Origin of the sequence: Halomicrococcus gelatinilyticus, assembly GCA_024227995.1 — an archaeon.
In the GTDB taxonomy this organism is placed as follows: domain Archaea; phylum Halobacteriota; class Halobacteria; order Halobacteriales; family Haladaptataceae; genus Halomicrococcus; species Halomicrococcus gelatinilyticus.
Genome location: CP100465.1, coordinates 2,000,272 through 2,018,597, shown reverse-complemented (window position 1 = coordinate 2,018,597; position 18,326 = coordinate 2,000,272). Strand labels below are relative to the sequence as shown.

Here is an 18,326-nt window from a genome sequence, read left to right as displayed (position 1 = left end):
CTTTCACCGCGGTCTGAACACTCTTATAACCTTCCGGATGTTAGGTGTGGTTAGGGGACCGTGACGCACCCGACGGTCAGTCGAGCGATATTTTGAACCGCCAGACCCATCTCCGCACGAGTGCAAGTAGAATTGAACCAGGGAAAGTAAGCTTAATTTAGGTGGGGTAAGATGGATTCTCCGTCACGAATGAAACGGGTTCACCGACGCACCGAACGAAGAATCGGGAGACAGAGCACGGAAACGGGGACGGTGACGATCGCATGAGCGGCGCGCACGACGCGGACGCCGACGAGGTCACGCTACCGGTCAAGCGGACCCGGGGCGAGACCCTCGAGGACCGACTGACGGGGAACGCCTACCACAACATCCTTCCCGCGCGCTACCTGCGCAAGAACGCCGACGGCGACCTCATCGAGGAGCAGGAGGACCTGTTCCCGCGCGTCGCCCGGAACATCGCCCTCGCGGAGGCAGTGTACGAGGCCGACAAGCAGGGCACCGAGATTACGGTCACGCCCGACCAGCTCAAGCCCGACCACCCCCGGCGCGACGAGCTCGCCGCCGAGGTGTTCGGCACGGGCACCACGGCCGACGACGACGCCGAGACGGCGCTGTCTATCTACAACGTCAACAAGTTCGCCTACGAGACGGTCGTTCCGGAGCTCCCCGACGACATCCAGGACCACGTCCGGTCCGTCGAGTCGGAGTTCCGCGGCCTGATGGAGAATCTCAAGTTCATCCCCAACTCCCCCACCCTGATGAACGCGGGCGACGAGCTCCAGCAGCTCTCGGCCTGCTTCGTCGACTCGCCCGACGACGACATCGACGACATCCACCAGACCGCCAAGGAGGCGGCCCAGGTGTTCCAGTCCGGCGGCGGCATGGGCTACGCGTTCTGGCAGCTCCGCCCCTACGGCGACGCCGTCGGCTCGACGGGCGGCATCGCGTCCGGCCCCATCACCTTCATGCGCACGTACGACCAGATGTGCGAGACCATCGCGCAGGGCGGTGCCCGGCGCGGCGCACAGATGGGCGTCATGCGCGTCTCCCACCCCGACGTCATCCAGTTCATCCACGCCAAGAACAAGGACGTCAGTCTCGCGGAGACCCTGCGGCTCAACGACCCCGACGACTACACGCACAACTCCTTCAAGGAGGCGCTGGAGGAGGCCCGCGAACTCATCGACGAGGACGGCCGCGTCCCCAAGCACCTCCGCAACGCCGCCGAGGGCCACCTCTCGAACTTCAACATCTCCGTCGGCGTCACCGACGGCTTCATGGAGGCGCTCCAGAACGGCGAGGAGTTCACGTTCACGAACCCGCGCACGGGCGAGGCCCACGTCGCCACCGAGCACACGAAGGAGCTCTACGACATGTTCGGCCTCGGCGAGTACGTCGAGGTGGGCGAAGAGCTGTCGCTCCCCGCCGAGGTCCTCTGGGACCGCATCGTCGAGGGTGCCCACGAGAACGGCGAACCCGGCGTCATCTACCTCGAACGCGTCAACAAGCAGCACTCCTTCGACGTCGAGAAGCACCCCGACCACCGCATCCTCGCGACGAACCCGTGCGGCGAGCAGCCCCTTGAGGAGTACGAGGCCTGCAACCTGGGCCACATCAACCTCTCGACGCTCGCCGACAACGAGGCGCCCGACTGGCGCGTCTGGTACGACGAGCACGGCGACGACTACGACTCCTTCGAGGCGGCGGTCGACGCCTTCCTCCGCGACGCCGTCGACTACGAGGAGTTCGACCACCGCATCGAGTGGGGGACCAGGTTCCTCGAGAACGTCGTCACGATGTCGGACTTCCCGGTCGAGAAGATCGAGCAGAAGGTCCGGGAGATGCGCAAGATCGGCCTCGGCGTCATGGGCCTCGCGCAGCTGTACATCCAGCTCGGCGTCGAGTACGGCAGCGAGGCGGGCAACGAGATCGCCCGTCAGCTGATGACCCACATCAACCACGAGTCGAAGTGGACCTCCCACGAACTCGCGGAGGTCCGCGGCTCGTTCGACGAGTGGGACAAGAGCAAGTACGCGAACCCGACGGAGTACCGCGAGTGGTTCGAGCACCAGACCGGCCTCGACGCCGACAACTGGGAAGACGGCTTCCCGATGCGCAACCACAACACGACGACCATCGCGCCGACCGGCACCACCTCGATGGTCGGCAACACCACCGGCGGCTGCGAACCCATCTACAACGTCGCCTACTACAAGAACGTCTCCGACGACGTCCAGGGCGACGAGATGCTCGTCGAGTTCGACGACTACTTCCTCCGCACGCTGGAGGCCAACGACATCGACGTCGACGCCGTCAAGGAGGAGGCTCAGGAACAGATGGCAGCGAACGAGTTCGATGGCGTCGAGGGGCTGTCGACCGTCCCGAACGCCATCGGCGAACTGTTCGTCGTCACCTCCGACCTCTCCGGCAAGGACCACGCCGCCGTGCAGTGCGCCTGCCAGGAGGGCGTCGACTCCGCCATCAGCAAGACCTGCAACTTCCCCAACTCCGCGACGAAGGAGGACATGGACGAGGTGTACCGGTACATCTACGATAACGGCGGCAAGGGCGTCACCGTCTACCGGGACGGCACCCGCAGCAAGCAGGTGCTCACCACGCGCGCCGACAACAAGGAGTTCGCCGACGAGAGCGAGGCTGCCGAGAGCATCGTCGAGACCATCGAGGAGGTCTTCGGCGGCATCGACGGCTTCCTCGACAACGAGGACGTCCAGGCGGCCCTGGGCGAGGACCTCGAAGCCATCCTCGACACCGACGAGGTCGAACTCGGCAAGAAGCGTCCGCGCCCGGACGTGCTCCACGGCGTGACCCAGCGCATCGACACCGGCTACGGCAAGCTCTACGTCAACATCAACGAGGACGCGCAGGGCCAGCCGTTCGAGCTGTTCGCCAACATCGGCAACTCCGGCGGCTTCACGGCCTCGTTCACCGAGGCGCTGGCGAAGACCATCAGCACCGCGCTGCGCAGCGGCGTCGACCCGCGCGAGATCGCCAACGAACTCCGCGGCATCCGCAGTCCGAAGGTCGCCTGGGACAAGGGCGAGCAGATCAACTCCATCCCGGACGCCATCGGCACGGCGATGCAGCGCTACCTCGACGGCGACGTCGAGAAGGCGTACCCGCAGCAGCAGACCCTCGAAGAGACGGCCGACGAGGCCGATGCGGACGCCAGCGTCCCCGAGACCGACGGCAGCGGCGCGACCGCCACCGCCGGCGTGACCACGAAGGAGACCACCGACGGAGCGGACAGCGACCAGCAGAGCATCATCGACGCCGGGGAGAGCCCCGAGTGTCCCGAGTGTGGCTCGATGTCGCTGTACTTCTCGGAGGGCTGCAAGACCTGCGAGTCATGCGGCTGGAGCGAGTGCTCCTAGGCTAGCGTCGACGACCGTCTTCCGGAATCGTTTCTGGCAGTTTTCCGTCCTGTTCGCCGTCAGCTGGTCGTCTCTCCCGCGTCGTCACGGTCGTGCGGGCGGGAGCGGACGCATCCGAAAGACATCGCGGTGTGCAGTGGTCGGCAGGGCAGGAAAGGACAGGTCGCGGCTGTCTTCAGAGGTCGTTGACGGCCATCACGGCGTCGGCGAGCGACGGCGCGTCGAAGAACTCGCGGTCGACGTAGGCGTTGGTTCCAGCGGCGTAGAGGTCGCGCGCCGCGGTGACGACCTCGTCGGGGAGCGGTTCCGGGGTGGCGTCGCACAGCGACTTCCAGTCGGCGACGTCGTTGGTCTTCGCCTCCTCTTTCGCCTCGACGACGGCGTCGGCCCAGGTCGGCTGTTCGCGCTTGTGGTACTGCCGAAGGAACTCCTTGCTGACCTGCTGGCCGTGGAACGTGAAGCGGTTCTCGTCGAACGTGCCGACGACGTCGGCGACGCGGATCTCGCCGTCGTAGTAGAGACACTCGATCTTGCCGTCCTCGTGGACGAGGTCGGCCTCGGCGGCGTGCTCGGTGACGACGCGGTTCACCTCGCGAGCGACCGCTTCGAGGTCGTCGACGTCCGCGACGCCGGCGATACGGTCGGCCTCCGAGCGGGAGAGGTAGCGGTCGCTCTCCTCGAACTTCGTGGAGAACTCGACGATGGGCTCCTCTAGCTGGACCGCGCCGTCGGGCCACTCGTCGAAGGAGAGGCCGTGGTCCGCGGGGTCGGTGCGCCGCCGGAGGCTGGACCCGACGGGGACGCTGTTGCGGAAGACGACCTCCAGCGGGATGAGGTAGTTGTCGTCGGCCGCGCCGTGGAACATCTCGTAGTCGTAGTCGCGGCCCTCCCGCGGGAGGTTCGGCACCTGCGTGAGGTCGATGGCCATCTCGGTCGGCCGCGACTCGGCCTCCGAGAGCGGGACGACCTCGCCGTCGTCCGCGCCCCACCGCGTCTCGCTGTCGACGACGCCGCGGTAGTGCGTCGGGATGCCCGCCGCTTCGAGCAGTTCGAAGTTGTACGCGCCCATCGTGCAGAGGCTCGCGCCCTTGTCGGGAATCTCGTCGGGCATCTTCCCCCAGTCGAACACCGAGTAGTCGTCGGTGAAGACGAAGGCCCCCTGCCCGAGCGAGTCCGGGGTCGCCTCGCGTTCGACCCGGAACTCCTTGACACTCGTCATGCACGGGAGTTGCCGTGACTCGACTAAGTAGTTTCCATCTCCGTGCTGAACTATCGCCGGTTCGACGGGCGAGATATGCACGAACGTGCGCTTTCGGCGGTGTGAGAGGCGCTACCGACGGACGCGAACGGCCAGGCGCGGGCGACCGGACGCGGACGCCCGACGCGGACGGCCAGACGAGGACGGTCTTCTGGTCACCCCATGTCGACCGGGTCGGTCTTCAGGTACTCTCGGAGGACCGTCGTCGCGTACGACCCCGAGGGGAGCGCGAATTCGAAGGTGAGCGGGTCGGCGGTGACAGTGAGGTCCGTCCGGACGAGGACGGCGCGGCGCGTCCCCGTCGAGTCGAACTCGCCCGGCAGGTCGAAGTCCCCCGGTTCGAGGCCGAGGTCGGCGAGCACGGCGCGCTCGATGTCGCCCTGCTCGCCGTCGGCGAGTTCCGTCTCGGTGCCGACCAGCGGCGCGGTGACGAACGCCCGCCCGCGCTCGCAGTGGCGCTCGACGGTCCGGAGCCGGCTCTCGGTCACGCGCTGCAGGCGGTCGGTGTCGGGCACCGTGAAGCCGTCGACCGTCTCGGCGAACGCGACCACGTCGCCCGCGACGGGACGGTCGAAGGGAAGCCCTCGCTCCAGGCGCTCGCTGAGGACCCGGTTGAAGACGTACGACTGGGCGGCGTTGACCAGCAGGCGCTGGAGGTTCGTCGGCAGCGTCTCCAGCGCGGCGCGGAAGTCGGCGGGGTCGTCGCCGCCGTTCTCGACCAGTTCGTGGACCATCGCGCGCTCGAAGCCCAGCTTCCGGGGGAGCGCGTCGAGGACGGCGGGCCAGTCGGGCGCGCACTCCTCGGCGCGGCGGCGCGCCTGCTGGGTGTCCTCGGGTTCGCTCTCGTAGGGGTTGCCGACGTAGGCCATGACGGCGTCCTCCCACTCCTCGCGTACCACGTGGAGGCCGACCTCGTGCGTGACGGGGCGCAGGCTCCCGAACCGCTGCTGGCCGAAGAAGTTGGGGACGCCGACCGCGGCGTCGCGGACCACGTCACCGTTCGCCTGCGTCGACTCGCCGCCGGCGAACGCCGCGAGTTCGTCGGTGACGGCGGCGACGTTCTCCGGGCGGTCGGGGTCGCTGGCGACGATCTCGAACTCGTTGCCCGCGAGGTCGCCGAACTGGAGCGCCCGGCCCGCCCGTCCGACGACCTCGACGTCGGCGTCGCTGACGTCGGGCAACGCCGCCGGGTCGACGTGCCGGAGACTGAAGAGCTGGGTCGTGACGGCGTGTTTGTCCTTGGTTCCGGCCCACGAGACGCGCTCGCGGCTGATGCCGAGCGCGTCGGAGAGACGGCGGGCGAAGTCGTTGGTGTCCCACCCGCGCAGGGTCGCCCTGACGACGAGGTGGGGGTACGACCCGGGGTCGGCGTCGAGCGGTTCGGCGTCGAACTGCTCTATCTCGCGCACCCGGAACGCCGCGTCCGCGTCCCTGAGGTGGCCGCCGACGCCCTCGGCGTCGCTGACGTAGTACTCCATGCCGACCGCCGCCTCGATGGGGTGTGCCTCGCGCATCCGTCACCGACTCCGCACCGCGGAAACTAAAGGCTACGCTCCGACCGCTGCCGGCCGCGGACGCCGGGCCACGCGACTCACTCCGCGACGACGAGTTCGAGGAACGGGATCGCGTCGACGGTCCGGGCACTGGACGCGACGACGGCGCGTTCGGGGTCGTACTCGACGAACTCGTGGTCCGCCAGCTTCGGGAGGTGAGCGTGGTACAGCACGCTCTCGACGCTGTCGCACTCGTCGTCCGGGACGTCGGCGACCGGGCAGCCGATCTCCTGTGCCGTTACCCGACGTGCGAGTTCGGGCACGGTCGTCGGCGTCCGGCTCCGGGCGAGTTCCGCGAGAACGAGGCGGCGGTAGCGACTCGCCAGTACCTCGAAGAGCGCGTCGGTCGGCGACTCTGTGCCATGGCGGGAGGACGGTACCGGGGAGTGTGGTTGGTTGCTCATCGAACCTTCACTCGAACGGAGGTAGTTGACGGGCAAGAGTCCTCCACCTACGTGTGTCGGTCGCGCCGACTTCCGTTCGACGGCGGCGGCGACGGACACTGCGGGAGAACGCGGTCGTGAAGGTCGCTCGAAGCGTTCGGAGCGGGTCGCCGCGGGTCAGTACAGCGAGAGGTCGCCGGTGACGCGGTCCACGAGGTCGTCGTCCGCCGGACCGACCGCCAGTGCGGTGACGGTCCCGGGGTCGAGTTGCGTGTGTCCTGCGTCGCGGACGACCGCGTTCGGCAGTCCCTCGGCGTTCGCCTTCTCCGCCAGCGCGAAGACGGCGTCCTCGCAGCTGGCCTGCAGGACGACCTTCTTCTGCCCCTCGCCCTTCCAGCGTTTGCGTGCCCGACTGCCGGCGTCCTCGTAGGCCGACAGCGACGCGTGAGCGACCTGGGCGGCGAGTTTCCCCTCGCCCATCCCGAGGTCGGCCCGTGCGACGATTGCCTGTTTCATCCTTCTTCAAGCAGGAAACCCCGCCGCTTGCGGCGAGGAGGAATGCGCCACTTGGCCGTCTGTCCAACTACTGCGTTCCGTCGGTGTCGAGTGCCTTCGCGCCCTCTAACATGAGGCCCTTCCACGTGTAACCGCGCTTGTCTTTGAGGTCGCTTAGCCATTCGTACTGTTCGTCCTCCACTTCGAACCGTATTGATTTGCTCATACATCTTTATCGTATCCGTGCAGTTTATGTGCTTTGGTCGTGTTAACTGTACTGTCGGATGACTGCCACCGCCACCAAAACGCTTGAAGCCACGCTCGCGCCACCGACGGCGCACAAAGAGCATCGGCTTCAGCGTACCATGGCGGCCTACCGCCGTGCCCTCGCCGAATCGTTCGAGCGCGGTGCGGACACGCAGTCGGCGGTCAACGATGTCGTCACCGGCTACACCCTCACGTCCTACGCGAAGGACGCGCTCAAGAACTACGTCCCGCAACTCCGCGACACGTACAACGCTTCGGAACTCGACGATGACCATCCGGTTCGATTCACGAACCGTGGGTGGCGTCTCGACCACTCCGAGGAACGAACGCACGAGTTCTGTTGGCGCGTTCCGCAGGCCGGACGTGGCAACGCCTTCTGGATACCGCTCTGCATCAACCCCGCTCAACGAGAGTTGTGGACGGACCTGCTCGACGGCGACGTGACGGTCGGAGAGTTCCGACTGCAAGAACACAGAACGACGTGGGTGCTTCACGTCACCGTCGAGTACGAGGTCGCGGAACCAGAGGAGCCGGACGACCCGACGCCGGTCGGATTCGACATCGGGGAATCCAAACTCCTGACGGGCTGTGCCTGTCAGGATAATACTCCGACCAACCCAATGCTGTTCGACGGCGGGCGAGCGCGACACCTCCGCAAGGAGATGTTCACGACGCTCCGCCGTCTCCAAGAGCGTGACGCCGCCGAGTGGCGGATTGACGAGCGATTCGACCACCATCAGAACGCTCTCACGGACATCGTAGAGAAGGCGTCTCGGGAAGCCGTCGAGTACGCCCAACAGTTCGAGAAACCCGTTATCGTTCTCGAAGACCTGTCGTACATCCGCGAACATCTCGACTACGGCAAGTGGATGAACCGCAGTCTTCACAACTGGGCGTTTGCACGACTCACCGGGCGCATCGAGGACAAAGCCCTCGAAGCGGGAATCCCGGTGCGGTTCGTGAATCCGGCGTACACGAGTCAGACGTGTCACGCCTGCGGACACCCTGGTTCTCGGAGTTCGCAGGCACAGTTCCGATGCACGAACGATGAGTGTTGGGTGACGGAGTATCAAGCAGACATCAACGCGGCGGGCAACATCGCTGGCCGCCTCAACCCGTGGGGAGAGAGCCTGTCGCTGAAACCGACGGGCGATGACTCGCCTCGGGACGGGAGTGCTTGTGACAGCACCGCAGGACACCGCACGCCGAGTCCGAAACCTGGACAGACGACGCTTGCGGCGTTTCAGTCCTGAAACCTCCCTCGACGCGAGGCTTCCCTTGTAGGAAGCCCCGCCCTTTAGGGCGGGCGAGGATGTCACGTCCGGGGGTCGTCGGCGGGGCCTAAAACGCTGGCTACTCGCGCCCGCAGCGCCCCCGAACTTATCTCGCTGGCGCCCGTCCACGCTGCCATGCGTCGGCGAGACTTCCTCCGCATCGCCGCCGTCGGGGGTGTGAGCGCGACGGCCGCGTCCCGGGGCGTCGCGCGCGAAGGGTACGGACCGCTCGGGAGCGTCGACATCGAGAACGCGAAGGAAGCGGTGGTCGGGCCGGACGGGACGACGGCCTACGTCGCCGCGACCGACGGGTTCGCCACGGTGGACGTGAGCGACCCCGCGAGTCCCGCAGTCCTCGCCGAGCGGCGCGGTCTGCTCGCCGACCGCGAGCACGGCCCGCTCACACAGATCTGGGACGCGAAGGTCGAGAGCGACCGCCTGGTCGTCGCCGGGCCGGCCAACCCCATCGACAGCAAGGGCGTCCACGCACTCCTGCTGTACGACGTGAGCGACCCGGCCGACCCGCAACGGACCGGGATCCACGAGATGGACGTCCCCATCCACAACGTCGACCTGAAGGACGGGGTCGCCTACCTGACGGGCAACGACGGCGACGCGAACCCGCTGGTGATGGTCGACGTCACCGGCGACGACCTCCGGGAGGTGGGGCGCTGGTCGATGCTCGACCACGACCGGGCGTGGTCGGAGGTCGACGCCTGGGTGCGGACGCTGCACGACCTCTGGGTGCAGGACGGCGTCGCCTACCTCGCCCAGTGGGACGCCGGGACGTGGGTGGTCGACGTGAGCGACCCCGCCGATCCGAGTTACGTCGCCCACCTCGGCGGGCGACCCCTCGACGAACTCGCGAAGATACCGTCCGGGCAGACCAACGAGGCCGTCGTCGGGCGACCGGGCAACCACCACTACGTGATGACCAACGACGACGCCACCCTGCTCGGGGTGGGCAAGGAGGCGTGGGACGCCAACCCCGACGACGGCAGCGGTGGGCCCGCCGGTGTCGAACTCTGGGACGTCTCGACGCCGACCGAACCGCGGAATCTGTCGACCATCGCACCGCCGGCGACCCCGAACCCGTCCTACGGCCTCGGCGGTCTCGGCGCGGGCGTCGCCGCCGACGTCGGGAGCCTCGACCTGGCGGTCGGCGTCGGCGCGGCGGGAGTCGCCGGCGGCGTCGCCCACCGCGGCTGTCACGACTGCAGCGGCGGGGGGTCGTCGTCGAGCGGCGTCTGGACCACCGCCCACAACTTCGACCTCGTCGGCGACCGCCTGTTCACCTCGTGGTACCAGGGCGGGGTCAAGATCCACGACGTGAGCGACCCCTCCAACCCCCGGCAGCTCGCGTGGTGGCGCAAGCCACAGGAGACGTCGTTCTGGACCGCCAGGCGCGTGAACGGGCGGTTCTTCGTCGCGAGTAGCATGGGACGCGGCGACGACGGGCGTGGGGCGCTGTACACGTTCCCGAACCGCCCCGGCGAGCAGTCGAGTCCGCCCGCCCTCGTCGGCAACGGAAGCGGGAACGCCAGCGAACCGACGGCGCCGCGGCAGTCGACGCCGGACCAGGACGACGGGGCGGAAGAGAACGACGCCGTGCTGTCGGCCGGACAGGCGGGAGTCGGCGTGCTCGCCGGACTGGCGAGCGTGGGGCTCGGCACCTGGGCCCACCTGCGACGCGGCGACGACTGAGTCGCTCATCGCGCAGTCGCTCGTCGGGGCGTCGGCCGGGAGAAAAGTGGAAGCGGTCGGGAGTTCGTTCGTCAGGAGTTCGTCCGCAGTCGCCGCGCGAACGCGACGACGCCGACGACGACGCCGAGGAGGCCGGCGACGCGAGCGACGCTGCTACCGACGAGCGGCAGTCGACTCGTCTCGTCGGCGGCGGTATCGGTCGACTGTTCGTCGGACGAGGAGCGGAGTCGCCGGACGGCGAGCGCGACGACGAGGACCGCCGCGAGAACGCCGACCGCCAGGAGGCCGGGACCGCGTCCGCCGTCGTCCGTCCCGGACGGGCCGGTCGAGCGGGACGTACCTGTCTCGGTCACCCGCTCCTCGACGAGGGCGGGTTTTTCGAGGTTGAGTTCGAGGAGCGCCATCACTGGTGGAATCGTCGTGCTCCGAGGTTATAACTTCCGGCCTTCCCCGATTCCTGGGTCGTCACACCGCAAACCCATCAATCTTGATATGATTAGTGCACCAAATTTATGTTCCGAGGCGAGTAGAACTGGCCATGGCCGAGGACGTTCGCGTGCTGGTGGTCGACGACGAACCCGACCTGGCGGAGATGGCGAGCGTCTTCCTGGAGCGGGAGGGGACGGCCCTCGTTGCCGACGTGGAGACCGACCCAGCAGACGGCATCGAACGGTTCGACGCGGAACCGTACGACTGCGTCGTCAGCGACTACGACATGCCGGGGATGAACGGCCTGGAACTGCTCGCCGCGGTCCGCGAGCGAGCGCCGGACCTGCCGTTCGTCCTCTTCACCGGCAAGGGGAGCGAGGAGATCGCCAGCGAGGCGATATCGGCGGGCGTGACCGACTACCTCCAGAAGGAGGTCGGGACGGACCAGTTCGCCGTGCTGGCGAACACCGTCGAGAACGCCGTCGAGAAGCACCGCACCGAGCGCGCCCTCCGCGAAAGCCGGTACCGCTTCGACGCCGTCTTCCACGACCCCAACTCCTTCATCGGGCTCCTCGAGACCGACGGCACGGTCACGCGGGTGAACCAGACCGCCCTGGACGCCGTCGACGCCGACGCCGACGACGTCGAGGACGAGAAGTTCTGGCGCACGCCGTGGTGGCCCGACGACGTCCGCGAGGACCTGCGCTCGTGGATCGACGCGGCTGCCGACGGCGATTTCGTCCGGTTCCACGCCCGGAACGTCGTCGAGGACGACGGGAGCGGCAACGAGGGTCGCGTGCTGCTCGACGTCCTCATCCGCCCGGTCCGCGACGAGGACGGCGAGGTGGACACGCTCATCGCGGAGGGGCGGAGCCTCGAGGCGCTGAAGGAACGCGTCGAGGCCCCGTGACGGCCCGGCCTCGCCGGCGGTCCCGGAGCGTCCGGTCGTCGCTCCGGAGCGTCTGGCGTCGCGGGCGGTCCACCGGCACGGCGGCGCGGACGCGGCGCGCGAACCGGGACCGACCGGGAGTCGGCGGGGGAATCCGCTCGCTTCAATCACAATGCAGTTAAACCACCATTCCGTAGGCCCCGACATATGGTGAACACACTGGGACTGGGACTCGGACTGTTGCTCGCGCTCGTCGCGGTGGCCCTTCACTTCACGAAGGGGACGGAGTGGCGACCCGCGGACGACATCTCCCAGGAGGTGCTCGAACGGCGGGCCGAAACCGTTCCCGAGACCGACTTCCCCGAACCGATGAACCGTTCCATCGGCGGCGGCGGTGGCGCTGTCGCCGTCGGCGCCGGTACCGAGGGCGAACTCGAAGGCGAGGAGGGCGAGGAGGAAGAGGAAGGCTTCGACCCCGACGCCATCCCCGAGGACGAGATCGAGTACTACGACGTCGAGTACGTCAACGAGGGCGCGACCATCGAGGTCGCCAACAACGAGACCCTGCTCGACGCGGGCGAGGACGAGGGCTGGGACCTGCCGTACTCCTGCCGGCAGGGCCAGTGTCTCTCCTGCGGTGGGAAGATCGTCGAGGGCGACCCCGAGGACGTCGTCCACAGCACCAACGAGACGCTCAGCGACGACGAGGTCGAGAAGGGGTACGTCCTGACCTGCACCGCCCACCCGAAGGCGGACATCAGCATCGAGACGAACGAGACGCCCTGAGGACTGCGGACTGCTTCGTCACCGCGCGCCCCGCCGGTCCGGGGCCGCACGACCTCTCCGTCGACCAGCGACGGTCGGCACCCCCGATTCCACCGATCGCGTTCACCCTGGACGGTGCAATCTGTCTCCCGGGACGGTCGTTGCACACCGTCGACCGCCCGTTCTTCGACGTCCGACGGCGAACCGCAGCGGTCGCGCCGCGGAGCGCCGACCGGTGTCGCCGTCACGGCGAACCTCCGTCGAGGCACGGGCGACCGCGCGCGAGCGACGTCCGGTGGGCCGCTGGAGCGTCGACCCCCTGGGAGACGCGCCCTCCGAACTGCCTACCGTGGGACGTTCAACCACGGCATACCGCCGGTAAGGGGTGATTACCGCCGCGCGAGCGGAACGACGACCCCGGTTCGTTACGTCGGCCGAGGTGGAAATTTCTGCCTACGAACCGGTAATATCGCCTTAAAATCGCCCAGTTTGAAGGGAAGCGTTGAAGATGGACCTGTGCATAAGACACTACGTATGTCTGAGGCACAGGCAGTGACCCTCACCTACGAGGATGGCACGCGCGCGGTCGAGCTGGCACGGGAGGCGGTCGATTCTTACGTGATAAACGGACAACGTGAACAGCCCGGAAGCATGCGTGAAGCGTTCTACGCACGAACCGGGGTGTTCGTCCGACTCGTGTCGACGCGGGGGCGCCAGAGCCTGCGCGGGTGCGCCGGTGCACACGACACGAGCGAACAGCTCGGACACGTCATCGTCGACTCCGCCATCTCCGCGGCGAGCGACGACTCCTGCGGGTCGGAGGTCGAACCGCCGGAGCTCTCGAACCTCCAGATCTCCGTCTTCGTCGTCGAGAACACCGTCGAGACGGAGAACCCGGCGGAGGACATCGAACTCGGCACGCACGGGGTCGCCGTCGAAGGACGCGGCACCAGCGCGTCGATGTTCCCGACGCTCCCGGTCGAGAACGACTGGAACGAGTTCGAGTACCTCGACCGCACCTGCCGGAAGGCCGACCTCCCGCGCGGCGCGTGGGAGGACGACGACGTCACCGTCCTGCTCGTCGAGGGGCCGGTCTTCCGCGAACGCGAACCGGAAGGCAGCATCGAGCGGATATAACCGACGCGTCGCCTTCAGTCCCGAAATCCGACCGCAGTAGCGTCGGCGGTAGCGCGTGCCGACGCGGCGTCGAGGTCGAACTCGCGCACTATCTCGCCGTCGCGCAGCAGCGGTTCGAGGAGCGGTTCGCCGTCAGCTGGACCGTCGTGGCGCGCGAGGCCGACGTGATGGCCGCCATCCCCCGTCCGATACGCCTGTTTCTTCCCCGAGAGCTTGCCGCGCTTGGCCGACGGCTCGCCGTCGACGGTGACGATGTCGAGCGCGAAGTCGACCGGTTCGGCGTTGCTGACGTAGCTGCCGACGCCGAAGCCGTCCGCGACGTCCCGTAGCTCCCGGAGGTCCGCCGGGCCGAGGCCGCCGCTGGCGAACACGCCGACGTCCTCGTGGCCCCGTGCGTCGAGCTCCCACCGCAGCTCGCGGAGGATGTGTCGGAAGTCGCCGCGGCGCGACCCGGTCGTGTCGATGCGGACGCTGTCGAGGTCGTCGCCGAGCGTCTCGACGGCCCGCAGCACCTCGTCTTTCTCGTCGGAGTAGGTGTCACAGAGCGCGACGCGAGGGACGTCCGCTGGCACGGCGTCGTCGAACGCCCGCCACGCCCGCTCCTGGTCGCCGAGGCAGATGACGAGCGCGTGCGGCATCGTCCCGCCGGGCTCGCGACCCAGCACCTCGCCGGCGGCGACGTGCGAGAAGCCGTCCAGTCCCGCGAGCAGGGCCGAACGCTCCACCATCGCGGCGATCGAGGGGTGGACGTGTCGCGCGCCGAAGCTCAGCACCGTCGAGTCGGGGGCGGCCCGCCGCGCCGCCAGCGCGTTCGTCGCGACGCCGGAGGCGTGCGAGAGGAACCCCAGCAGCGACGTCTCGTAGCGCGCGAAGTCGCGGTAGCGGCCCTCGATGGTGAGGACGGGGCCGCCGTCGAACAGTCGCCCCTCCCGCATGGCGTCGACGTCGACCGGGAGCCCCTCGAGCAGGTGGGCCGCGTCCTTCACGCCCGCCAGCAGTTCGAACTCGCCGGTCGGGAACTGGTCGGCGGTCACCTCGGCCACGACGCGCGGGTTCGCCCCCACCGCGTCGAGCGTCGTCTCGGTCCGCAGGAAGTACGCGTCGGTCGCGCTGCCGTCGCGGATCGCCTCGTCGGGAACGACGTCGAACCGCCCGCCGCCCGCTTCGTCGGTCATGCCCCGGGGTATGCGACGGAGGCGAGAAAAAGGGTCCGGATTCGCGCGGGGAGTGCAGCAGCGTCCGGGCGGTGGCGTCCGGCCCGACTGGTCGCCGTCCCGTCTACTGCTTCGGCGCGGCCCCGGCGTGGACGTCCGAGAGGTCCTCGACGGTCGGCGCGTTGACGACGACGACGGTGTCCCCGCGCCGTTCGACGTGGAAGGCGTCGTCGAAGTCGGAGCTCTCCGGGATCCGCCACGTGTTCGCGCGACCGTCGACCTGCTCCGCGTTCCGGTACTGCAGCAGTCGCCGGTACGCGTCGGCGAACTCCGTCGCGTCCTGCGGGGAGTCCCACCGCGTCTCGAACACGTACCCCGTCTCCCCGCGCGGGGTCCCGGGGTTGGTGTAGACGGCGATGCGGTCGCCGTCCCAGCCGGCGCTCGGTTCGCTCACGTAGTTGAGCGGGTCGAGCGTCTGGATATTGCCGTCCTTCGTGTTGAGGAACCTGTCGAGCGGGACGATCTGGACCTCGCGACTGCTCTCGTAGCCCGGGAACATGAACATCGAGAGCATGCCCGCCTCGCCGACCTCGCCGTAGTTCGGTCGCCCCGGCGGCTTCAGGCGCGTCCAGCCGTCGCTCGTGTTGTCGTCGATGGTGAACGAGGTGGGTTCGTCCTTACGGAACTTCTCCGGGTGGATGACCTGCTCGGTGCTCGCGGGCGGGTTCTCGTACAGGTCGTTGACGGCCTCCCAGCCACCCTGCTCGCGGATCCCCTTCACGAACGGCGGGCCGTCGCTGTAGGGCTGGAACTTCAGCAGGTACGGGCCCATGTTCGCGAGGCCGCCGCCACCACCGCTCCCGGCGCCGTCGGCGTTCGGCATCAGGCAGGTCCCCTCCCACTCGTCCTTGCAGCGCTGCTCGTAGAGGTAGTCGACGTAGTTGCCGTCGCCCTCGATGAGGCCGTCGACGGCGTTGTGCTTCTCGCGCGTCGACTGGTCGAACGACGAGAGGTTGAACTTCTGGTCCTGGAGCGCGTGGAACAGCTCCTGGGCCAGCGTCACCTCGTTCATCTTCGGCGCCGTCTCGTTGTTCGAGACGATGACGATGGCCTCCTTCTTCGGGCTGTAGTACCCACCGACCGACGCCCCGGCGTTCTGGGTCTGGACGTCGATGGAGTCGTCCGGTTCGCCGATCATCATCAGGGCTTCGTACTTGACGTTGTCGAACAGGCGCCGCTTCGCCGGCGTCGTCCTGTTCTGCTGCTGTTCCTTGAACTCGGAGCGCGAGATCACCTTGACCGGGACCGTCTCTTCGAACTCCAGCTTGCGGATCCGCTCGACGCGCGCCATCGACCGGTTGACGACCGCGTCCAGTTCGGTCTCGTTCAGGCCGTCGGCTCGGGTGACCGACACCGTCTCGTTGTACCAGACGCCGTTCTCCCAGCCGAGCCTGTCGGACGTGGGGTCGGACGGAGTGGTAGCTGCCGAGCCGTCTTGCCCGGCGGGCGACTGTTCCAACGCGTCCGGACCGGTCGGGGAGGTACCGGGGGCCTGCGAGCAGCCCGCGAGGACGAGCATGGCGGCGACCGCGATGGCGGTGACGGTTCGCATTCGTGTGCCAACACGTAGGACTACTCAGTGAAAAAATCTCGTGAAAGGCGACCGCTCCCGGGGTTGCGAAAGCGTTTCGTGTCGACAGTCCATACAGTCACGCATGACCTTCGACCCCGATTCCACTGCGGTCGTCGTCGTGGACATGCAGAACGGGTTCTGCCACCCGGACGGGAGCCTCCACGCGCCGGAGAGCGAGGCCGTCATCGACCCCGTCGGATCGCTGGTCGAGCGCGCCCGCGACGCCGGAGCGTCGGTCGTGTTCACCCGCGACGTCCACCCGCCGGAGCAGTTCGAGGGCAACCACTACTACGACGAGTTCGAGCGCTGGGGCGAACACGTCGTCGAGGGGTCGTGGGAGACCGAGATCGTCGACGAGCTGCCGGTCGGGGACGCCCACGTCGTCGACAAACACACCTACGACGCCTTCTACCGGACGGACCTCGAAGGCCACCTCGACGCACACGGCATCGACGACCTGCTCATCTGCGGGACGCTGGCGAACGTCTGCGTCCTCCACACCGCCGGTAGCGCCGGGCTCCGCGACTACAGACCGGTGCTCGTCGAGGACGCCATCGGCTACCTCGAGGAGGAGCACCACGAGTACGCCACCGAGCACGCCGACTGGCTGTTCGGGGAGCGCGTCTTCCTCGACGACGTGGCCTTCGACTGACGGACTACAGCGCCTTCCGGACGTTCAGCGCGACGGCGACGGCGACGGCCACGAGCGCCAGCGCCATCGCGACCGGACTGCTCACGCCGTCGCCGAACCGCCAGCCGTAGACCACGTAGCCGACGACGGCGACGACGAACATCGCGAGACCGACGACCGTGCCGATTCGGGAGCGGGAACGCATAGGCGGGCGTTCGCTCCCCGTCGCAAAATAATTTCTCCACCGATAGGTTTGAGCGTGACCGACCGGGCGACGAACGTTTATCAGTGATGCCGGGACCAGAACCGGCGAGGTGAACCGAACCATCCACTGACGACGACCGAACGCGACCCGGTCAGACGACCGTCACCTCGACGCGTTCGCCCACCGCGAAGTCGTGGTCGGGACAGACGAGTTTCGCGCCGAACTCGTCCCGGGAGAGGAACAGCGAGACGCCCGTGATGGGCGTCCCGTTGGCGCACACCTCGACGTCGTCCCACGAGACCGTCCGACCGTTCGCCACGCCGACGCGCCGACCGGCGAGCGAGACCGGGGACTCGTGCGTCCCGGTCCCCACTGCCCCGCTCGCCGACGCACCGCCGCCGTCCGGGTCGCCGACCCACGTCCCGTCGGCAGGCAACGCTCCTCCGCCGGCGTAGTGCGGGAAGCCCCCGTCGAGCACCGTCCCGTCGCCGGCGGCGATGCCCGCGAACCGCTCGCCCGGTGCGGGGTGCTCGGGCGCGTCCAGTACCACGTAGGTCCCGCCGCGTCGGACGACCCGCCCCGTCCCGTCCCACTGGACGGGGTCGAGAGAGACGTCGACGTCAACCGGCAGCGACCCCGAGGCGCGCAGGGGGTCGGCGTCTCGCTCCCGGAAGCCGAGGTGGACGTGGTTGCCGACCCAGGGCGCGAAGAACCCAGAGCGCACGAGCTCACCCAGCGAGTCGCCGACGGCCACCTCGTCGCCCGGTTCGACCGCGGGGTCGACGTGCAGCATCCGCGCGAGGTGCTCGCCCGTGTCGACCACGACGAGGTGGTCGTGTTCGACCGCGTACGGCTTCGGTGGCGCGTCGACGGTGCGCGTCTCGACTACTTCGCCCGCGACGGGCGAGGGCGCGCGCGTCGCGCGAGGTCGACCCCCCGAGGTGTCCGTCGACGCCGCCAGGTCGTCCGCCGACGCCGCCCTGCTGTCCGTCGTCGGGTCCGACGCACCGGGGTAGAGGTCGATAGCGCAGCCCTCGTCGTGGGCGACGTACGGCGAGTTGTACAGCGAGAAGCGCGGGAAGTGGGCGAGCGCCCCGTCGGAGAGGGTGACCATACCCCCGGTTGGAACGGCCAGCGTTTACATACGTTGGGTCACA

General features: G+C 68.2%; 17 protein-coding genes. 7 read left to right on the top strand and 10 right to left on the bottom strand.

Annotated elements, in window-relative coordinates:
- The first annotated feature begins 263 nt into the window (after window positions 1–263).
- The gene (locus NKT36_RS10585; RefSeq protein ID WP_327051013.1) at window positions 264–3,392 is read left to right on the top strand and encodes an adenosylcobalamin-dependent ribonucleoside-diphosphate reductase; all 3,129 of its coding nucleotides are present in this window, start codon (window positions 264–266) and stop codon (window positions 3,390–3,392) included.
- Between the two features lie 175 nt (window positions 3,393–3,567).
- Here the strand turns inward: NKT36_RS10585 and NKT36_RS10580 are convergent, their stop codons facing one another.
- From NKT36_RS10580 to NKT36_RS10560, 5 genes are all read right to left on the bottom strand, one after another.
- Window positions 3,568–4,611 carry a phosphoribosylaminoimidazolesuccinocarboxamide synthase gene (locus tag NKT36_RS10580; RefSeq protein WP_327051012.1) on the bottom strand — a complete coding sequence of 348 codons (1,044 nt, stop codon included), beginning with the start codon at window positions 4,609–4,611 and terminating at the stop codon, window positions 3,568–3,570.
- Window positions 4,612–4,805: 194 nt separating this feature from the next.
- The gene (gene truD / locus NKT36_RS10575; protein WP_327051011.1) at window positions 4,806–6,164 is read right to left on the bottom strand and encodes a tRNA pseudouridine(13) synthase TruD; all 1,359 of its coding nucleotides are present in this window, start codon (window positions 6,162–6,164) and stop codon (window positions 4,806–4,808) included.
- Between the two features lie 77 nt (window positions 6,165–6,241).
- Window positions 6,242–6,607: a DUF7344 domain-containing protein gene (locus tag NKT36_RS10570; protein ID WP_327051010.1), complete on the bottom strand. Its 366-nt coding sequence runs from the start codon at window positions 6,605–6,607 to the stop codon at window positions 6,242–6,244.
- 156 nt (window positions 6,608–6,763) lie between these two features.
- Window positions 6,764–7,102, bottom strand: a complete 339-nt coding sequence (pth2, locus tag NKT36_RS10565) for a peptidyl-tRNA hydrolase Pth2 (protein WP_327051009.1) — start codon at window positions 7,100–7,102, stop codon at window positions 6,764–6,766.
- Between the two features lie 67 nt (window positions 7,103–7,169).
- Complete coding sequence (locus NKT36_RS10560; protein ID WP_327051008.1) at window positions 7,170–7,307, bottom strand: hypothetical protein; 138 nt, start codon at window positions 7,305–7,307, stop codon at window positions 7,170–7,172.
- Between the two features lie 58 nt (window positions 7,308–7,365).
- On the opposite strand from NKT36_RS10560, the gene NKT36_RS10555 reads away from it, so the two are divergent.
- Together NKT36_RS10555 and NKT36_RS10550 are read left to right on the top strand one after the other, a co-directional pair.
- A complete protein-coding gene (locus NKT36_RS10555; protein ID WP_327051007.1) occupies window positions 7,366–8,601 on the top strand; it encodes a transposase in 1,236 nt (411 codons plus the stop codon).
- Window positions 8,602–8,757: 156 nt separating this feature from the next.
- On the top strand, window positions 8,758–10,326 hold the full coding sequence (locus NKT36_RS10550) for an LVIVD repeat-containing protein (protein ID WP_327051006.1): 1,569 nt from the start codon (window positions 8,758–8,760) through the stop codon (window positions 10,324–10,326).
- Between the two features lie 71 nt (window positions 10,327–10,397).
- Here NKT36_RS10550 and NKT36_RS10545 read toward each other — a convergent pair whose 3' ends face one another.
- Window positions 10,398–10,730, bottom strand: coding sequence for a hypothetical protein (locus NKT36_RS10545; protein ID WP_327051005.1), 333 nt, complete (start codon window positions 10,728–10,730; stop codon window positions 10,398–10,400).
- A 134-nt stretch (window positions 10,731–10,864) separates the two neighbouring features.
- Between NKT36_RS10545 and NKT36_RS10540 the strand changes: the two genes are divergently transcribed.
- The 3 genes from NKT36_RS10540 to NKT36_RS10530 all read left to right on the top strand — a co-directional run bounded on the left by NKT36_RS10540 (window position 10,865) and on the right by NKT36_RS10530 (window position 13,546).
- Window positions 10,865–11,665 (top strand): response regulator, encoded by an 801-nt coding sequence (locus tag NKT36_RS10540; RefSeq protein ID WP_327051004.1) that lies wholly within the window; start codon window positions 10,865–10,867, stop codon window positions 11,663–11,665.
- Between the two features lie 186 nt (window positions 11,666–11,851).
- Entirely contained in the window at window positions 11,852–12,430 is a 579-nt protein-coding gene (locus NKT36_RS10535; protein ID WP_327051003.1) for a 2Fe-2S iron-sulfur cluster-binding protein, read from the top strand.
- 513 nt (window positions 12,431–12,943) lie between these two features.
- Complete coding sequence (locus NKT36_RS10530; RefSeq protein ID WP_327051002.1) at window positions 12,944–13,546, top strand: TIGR00296 family protein; 603 nt, start codon at window positions 12,944–12,946, stop codon at window positions 13,544–13,546.
- Between the two features lie 14 nt (window positions 13,547–13,560).
- Here the strand turns inward: NKT36_RS10530 and NKT36_RS10525 are convergent, their stop codons facing one another.
- Window positions 13,561–14,721, bottom strand: a complete 1,161-nt coding sequence (locus tag NKT36_RS10525) for a nicotinate phosphoribosyltransferase (protein ID WP_327051001.1) — start codon at window positions 14,719–14,721, stop codon at window positions 13,561–13,563.
- A 103-nt stretch (window positions 14,722–14,824) separates the two neighbouring features.
- Window positions 14,825–16,312: an Hvo_1808 family surface protein gene (locus NKT36_RS10520; RefSeq protein ID WP_327051000.1), complete on the bottom strand. Its 1,488-nt coding sequence runs from the start codon at window positions 16,310–16,312 to the stop codon at window positions 14,825–14,827.
- Between the two features lie 103 nt (window positions 16,313–16,415).
- On the opposite strand from NKT36_RS10520, the gene NKT36_RS10515 reads away from it, so the two are divergent.
- A complete protein-coding gene (locus NKT36_RS10515; RefSeq protein WP_327050999.1) occupies window positions 16,416–16,985 on the top strand; it encodes a cysteine hydrolase family protein in 570 nt (189 codons plus the stop codon).
- Window positions 16,986–16,989: 4 nt separating this feature from the next.
- On the opposite strand, the gene NKT36_RS10510 is transcribed toward NKT36_RS10515, so the two are convergent.
- Complete coding sequence (locus tag NKT36_RS10510; protein WP_327050998.1) at window positions 16,990–17,169, bottom strand: hypothetical protein; 180 nt, start codon at window positions 17,167–17,169, stop codon at window positions 16,990–16,992.
- Window positions 17,170–17,320: 151 nt separating this feature from the next.
- Window positions 17,321–18,283 (bottom strand): hypothetical protein, encoded by a 963-nt coding sequence (locus tag NKT36_RS10505; RefSeq protein ID WP_327050997.1) that lies wholly within the window; start codon window positions 18,281–18,283, stop codon window positions 17,321–17,323.
- Window positions 18,284–18,326 lie beyond the last annotated feature (43 nt).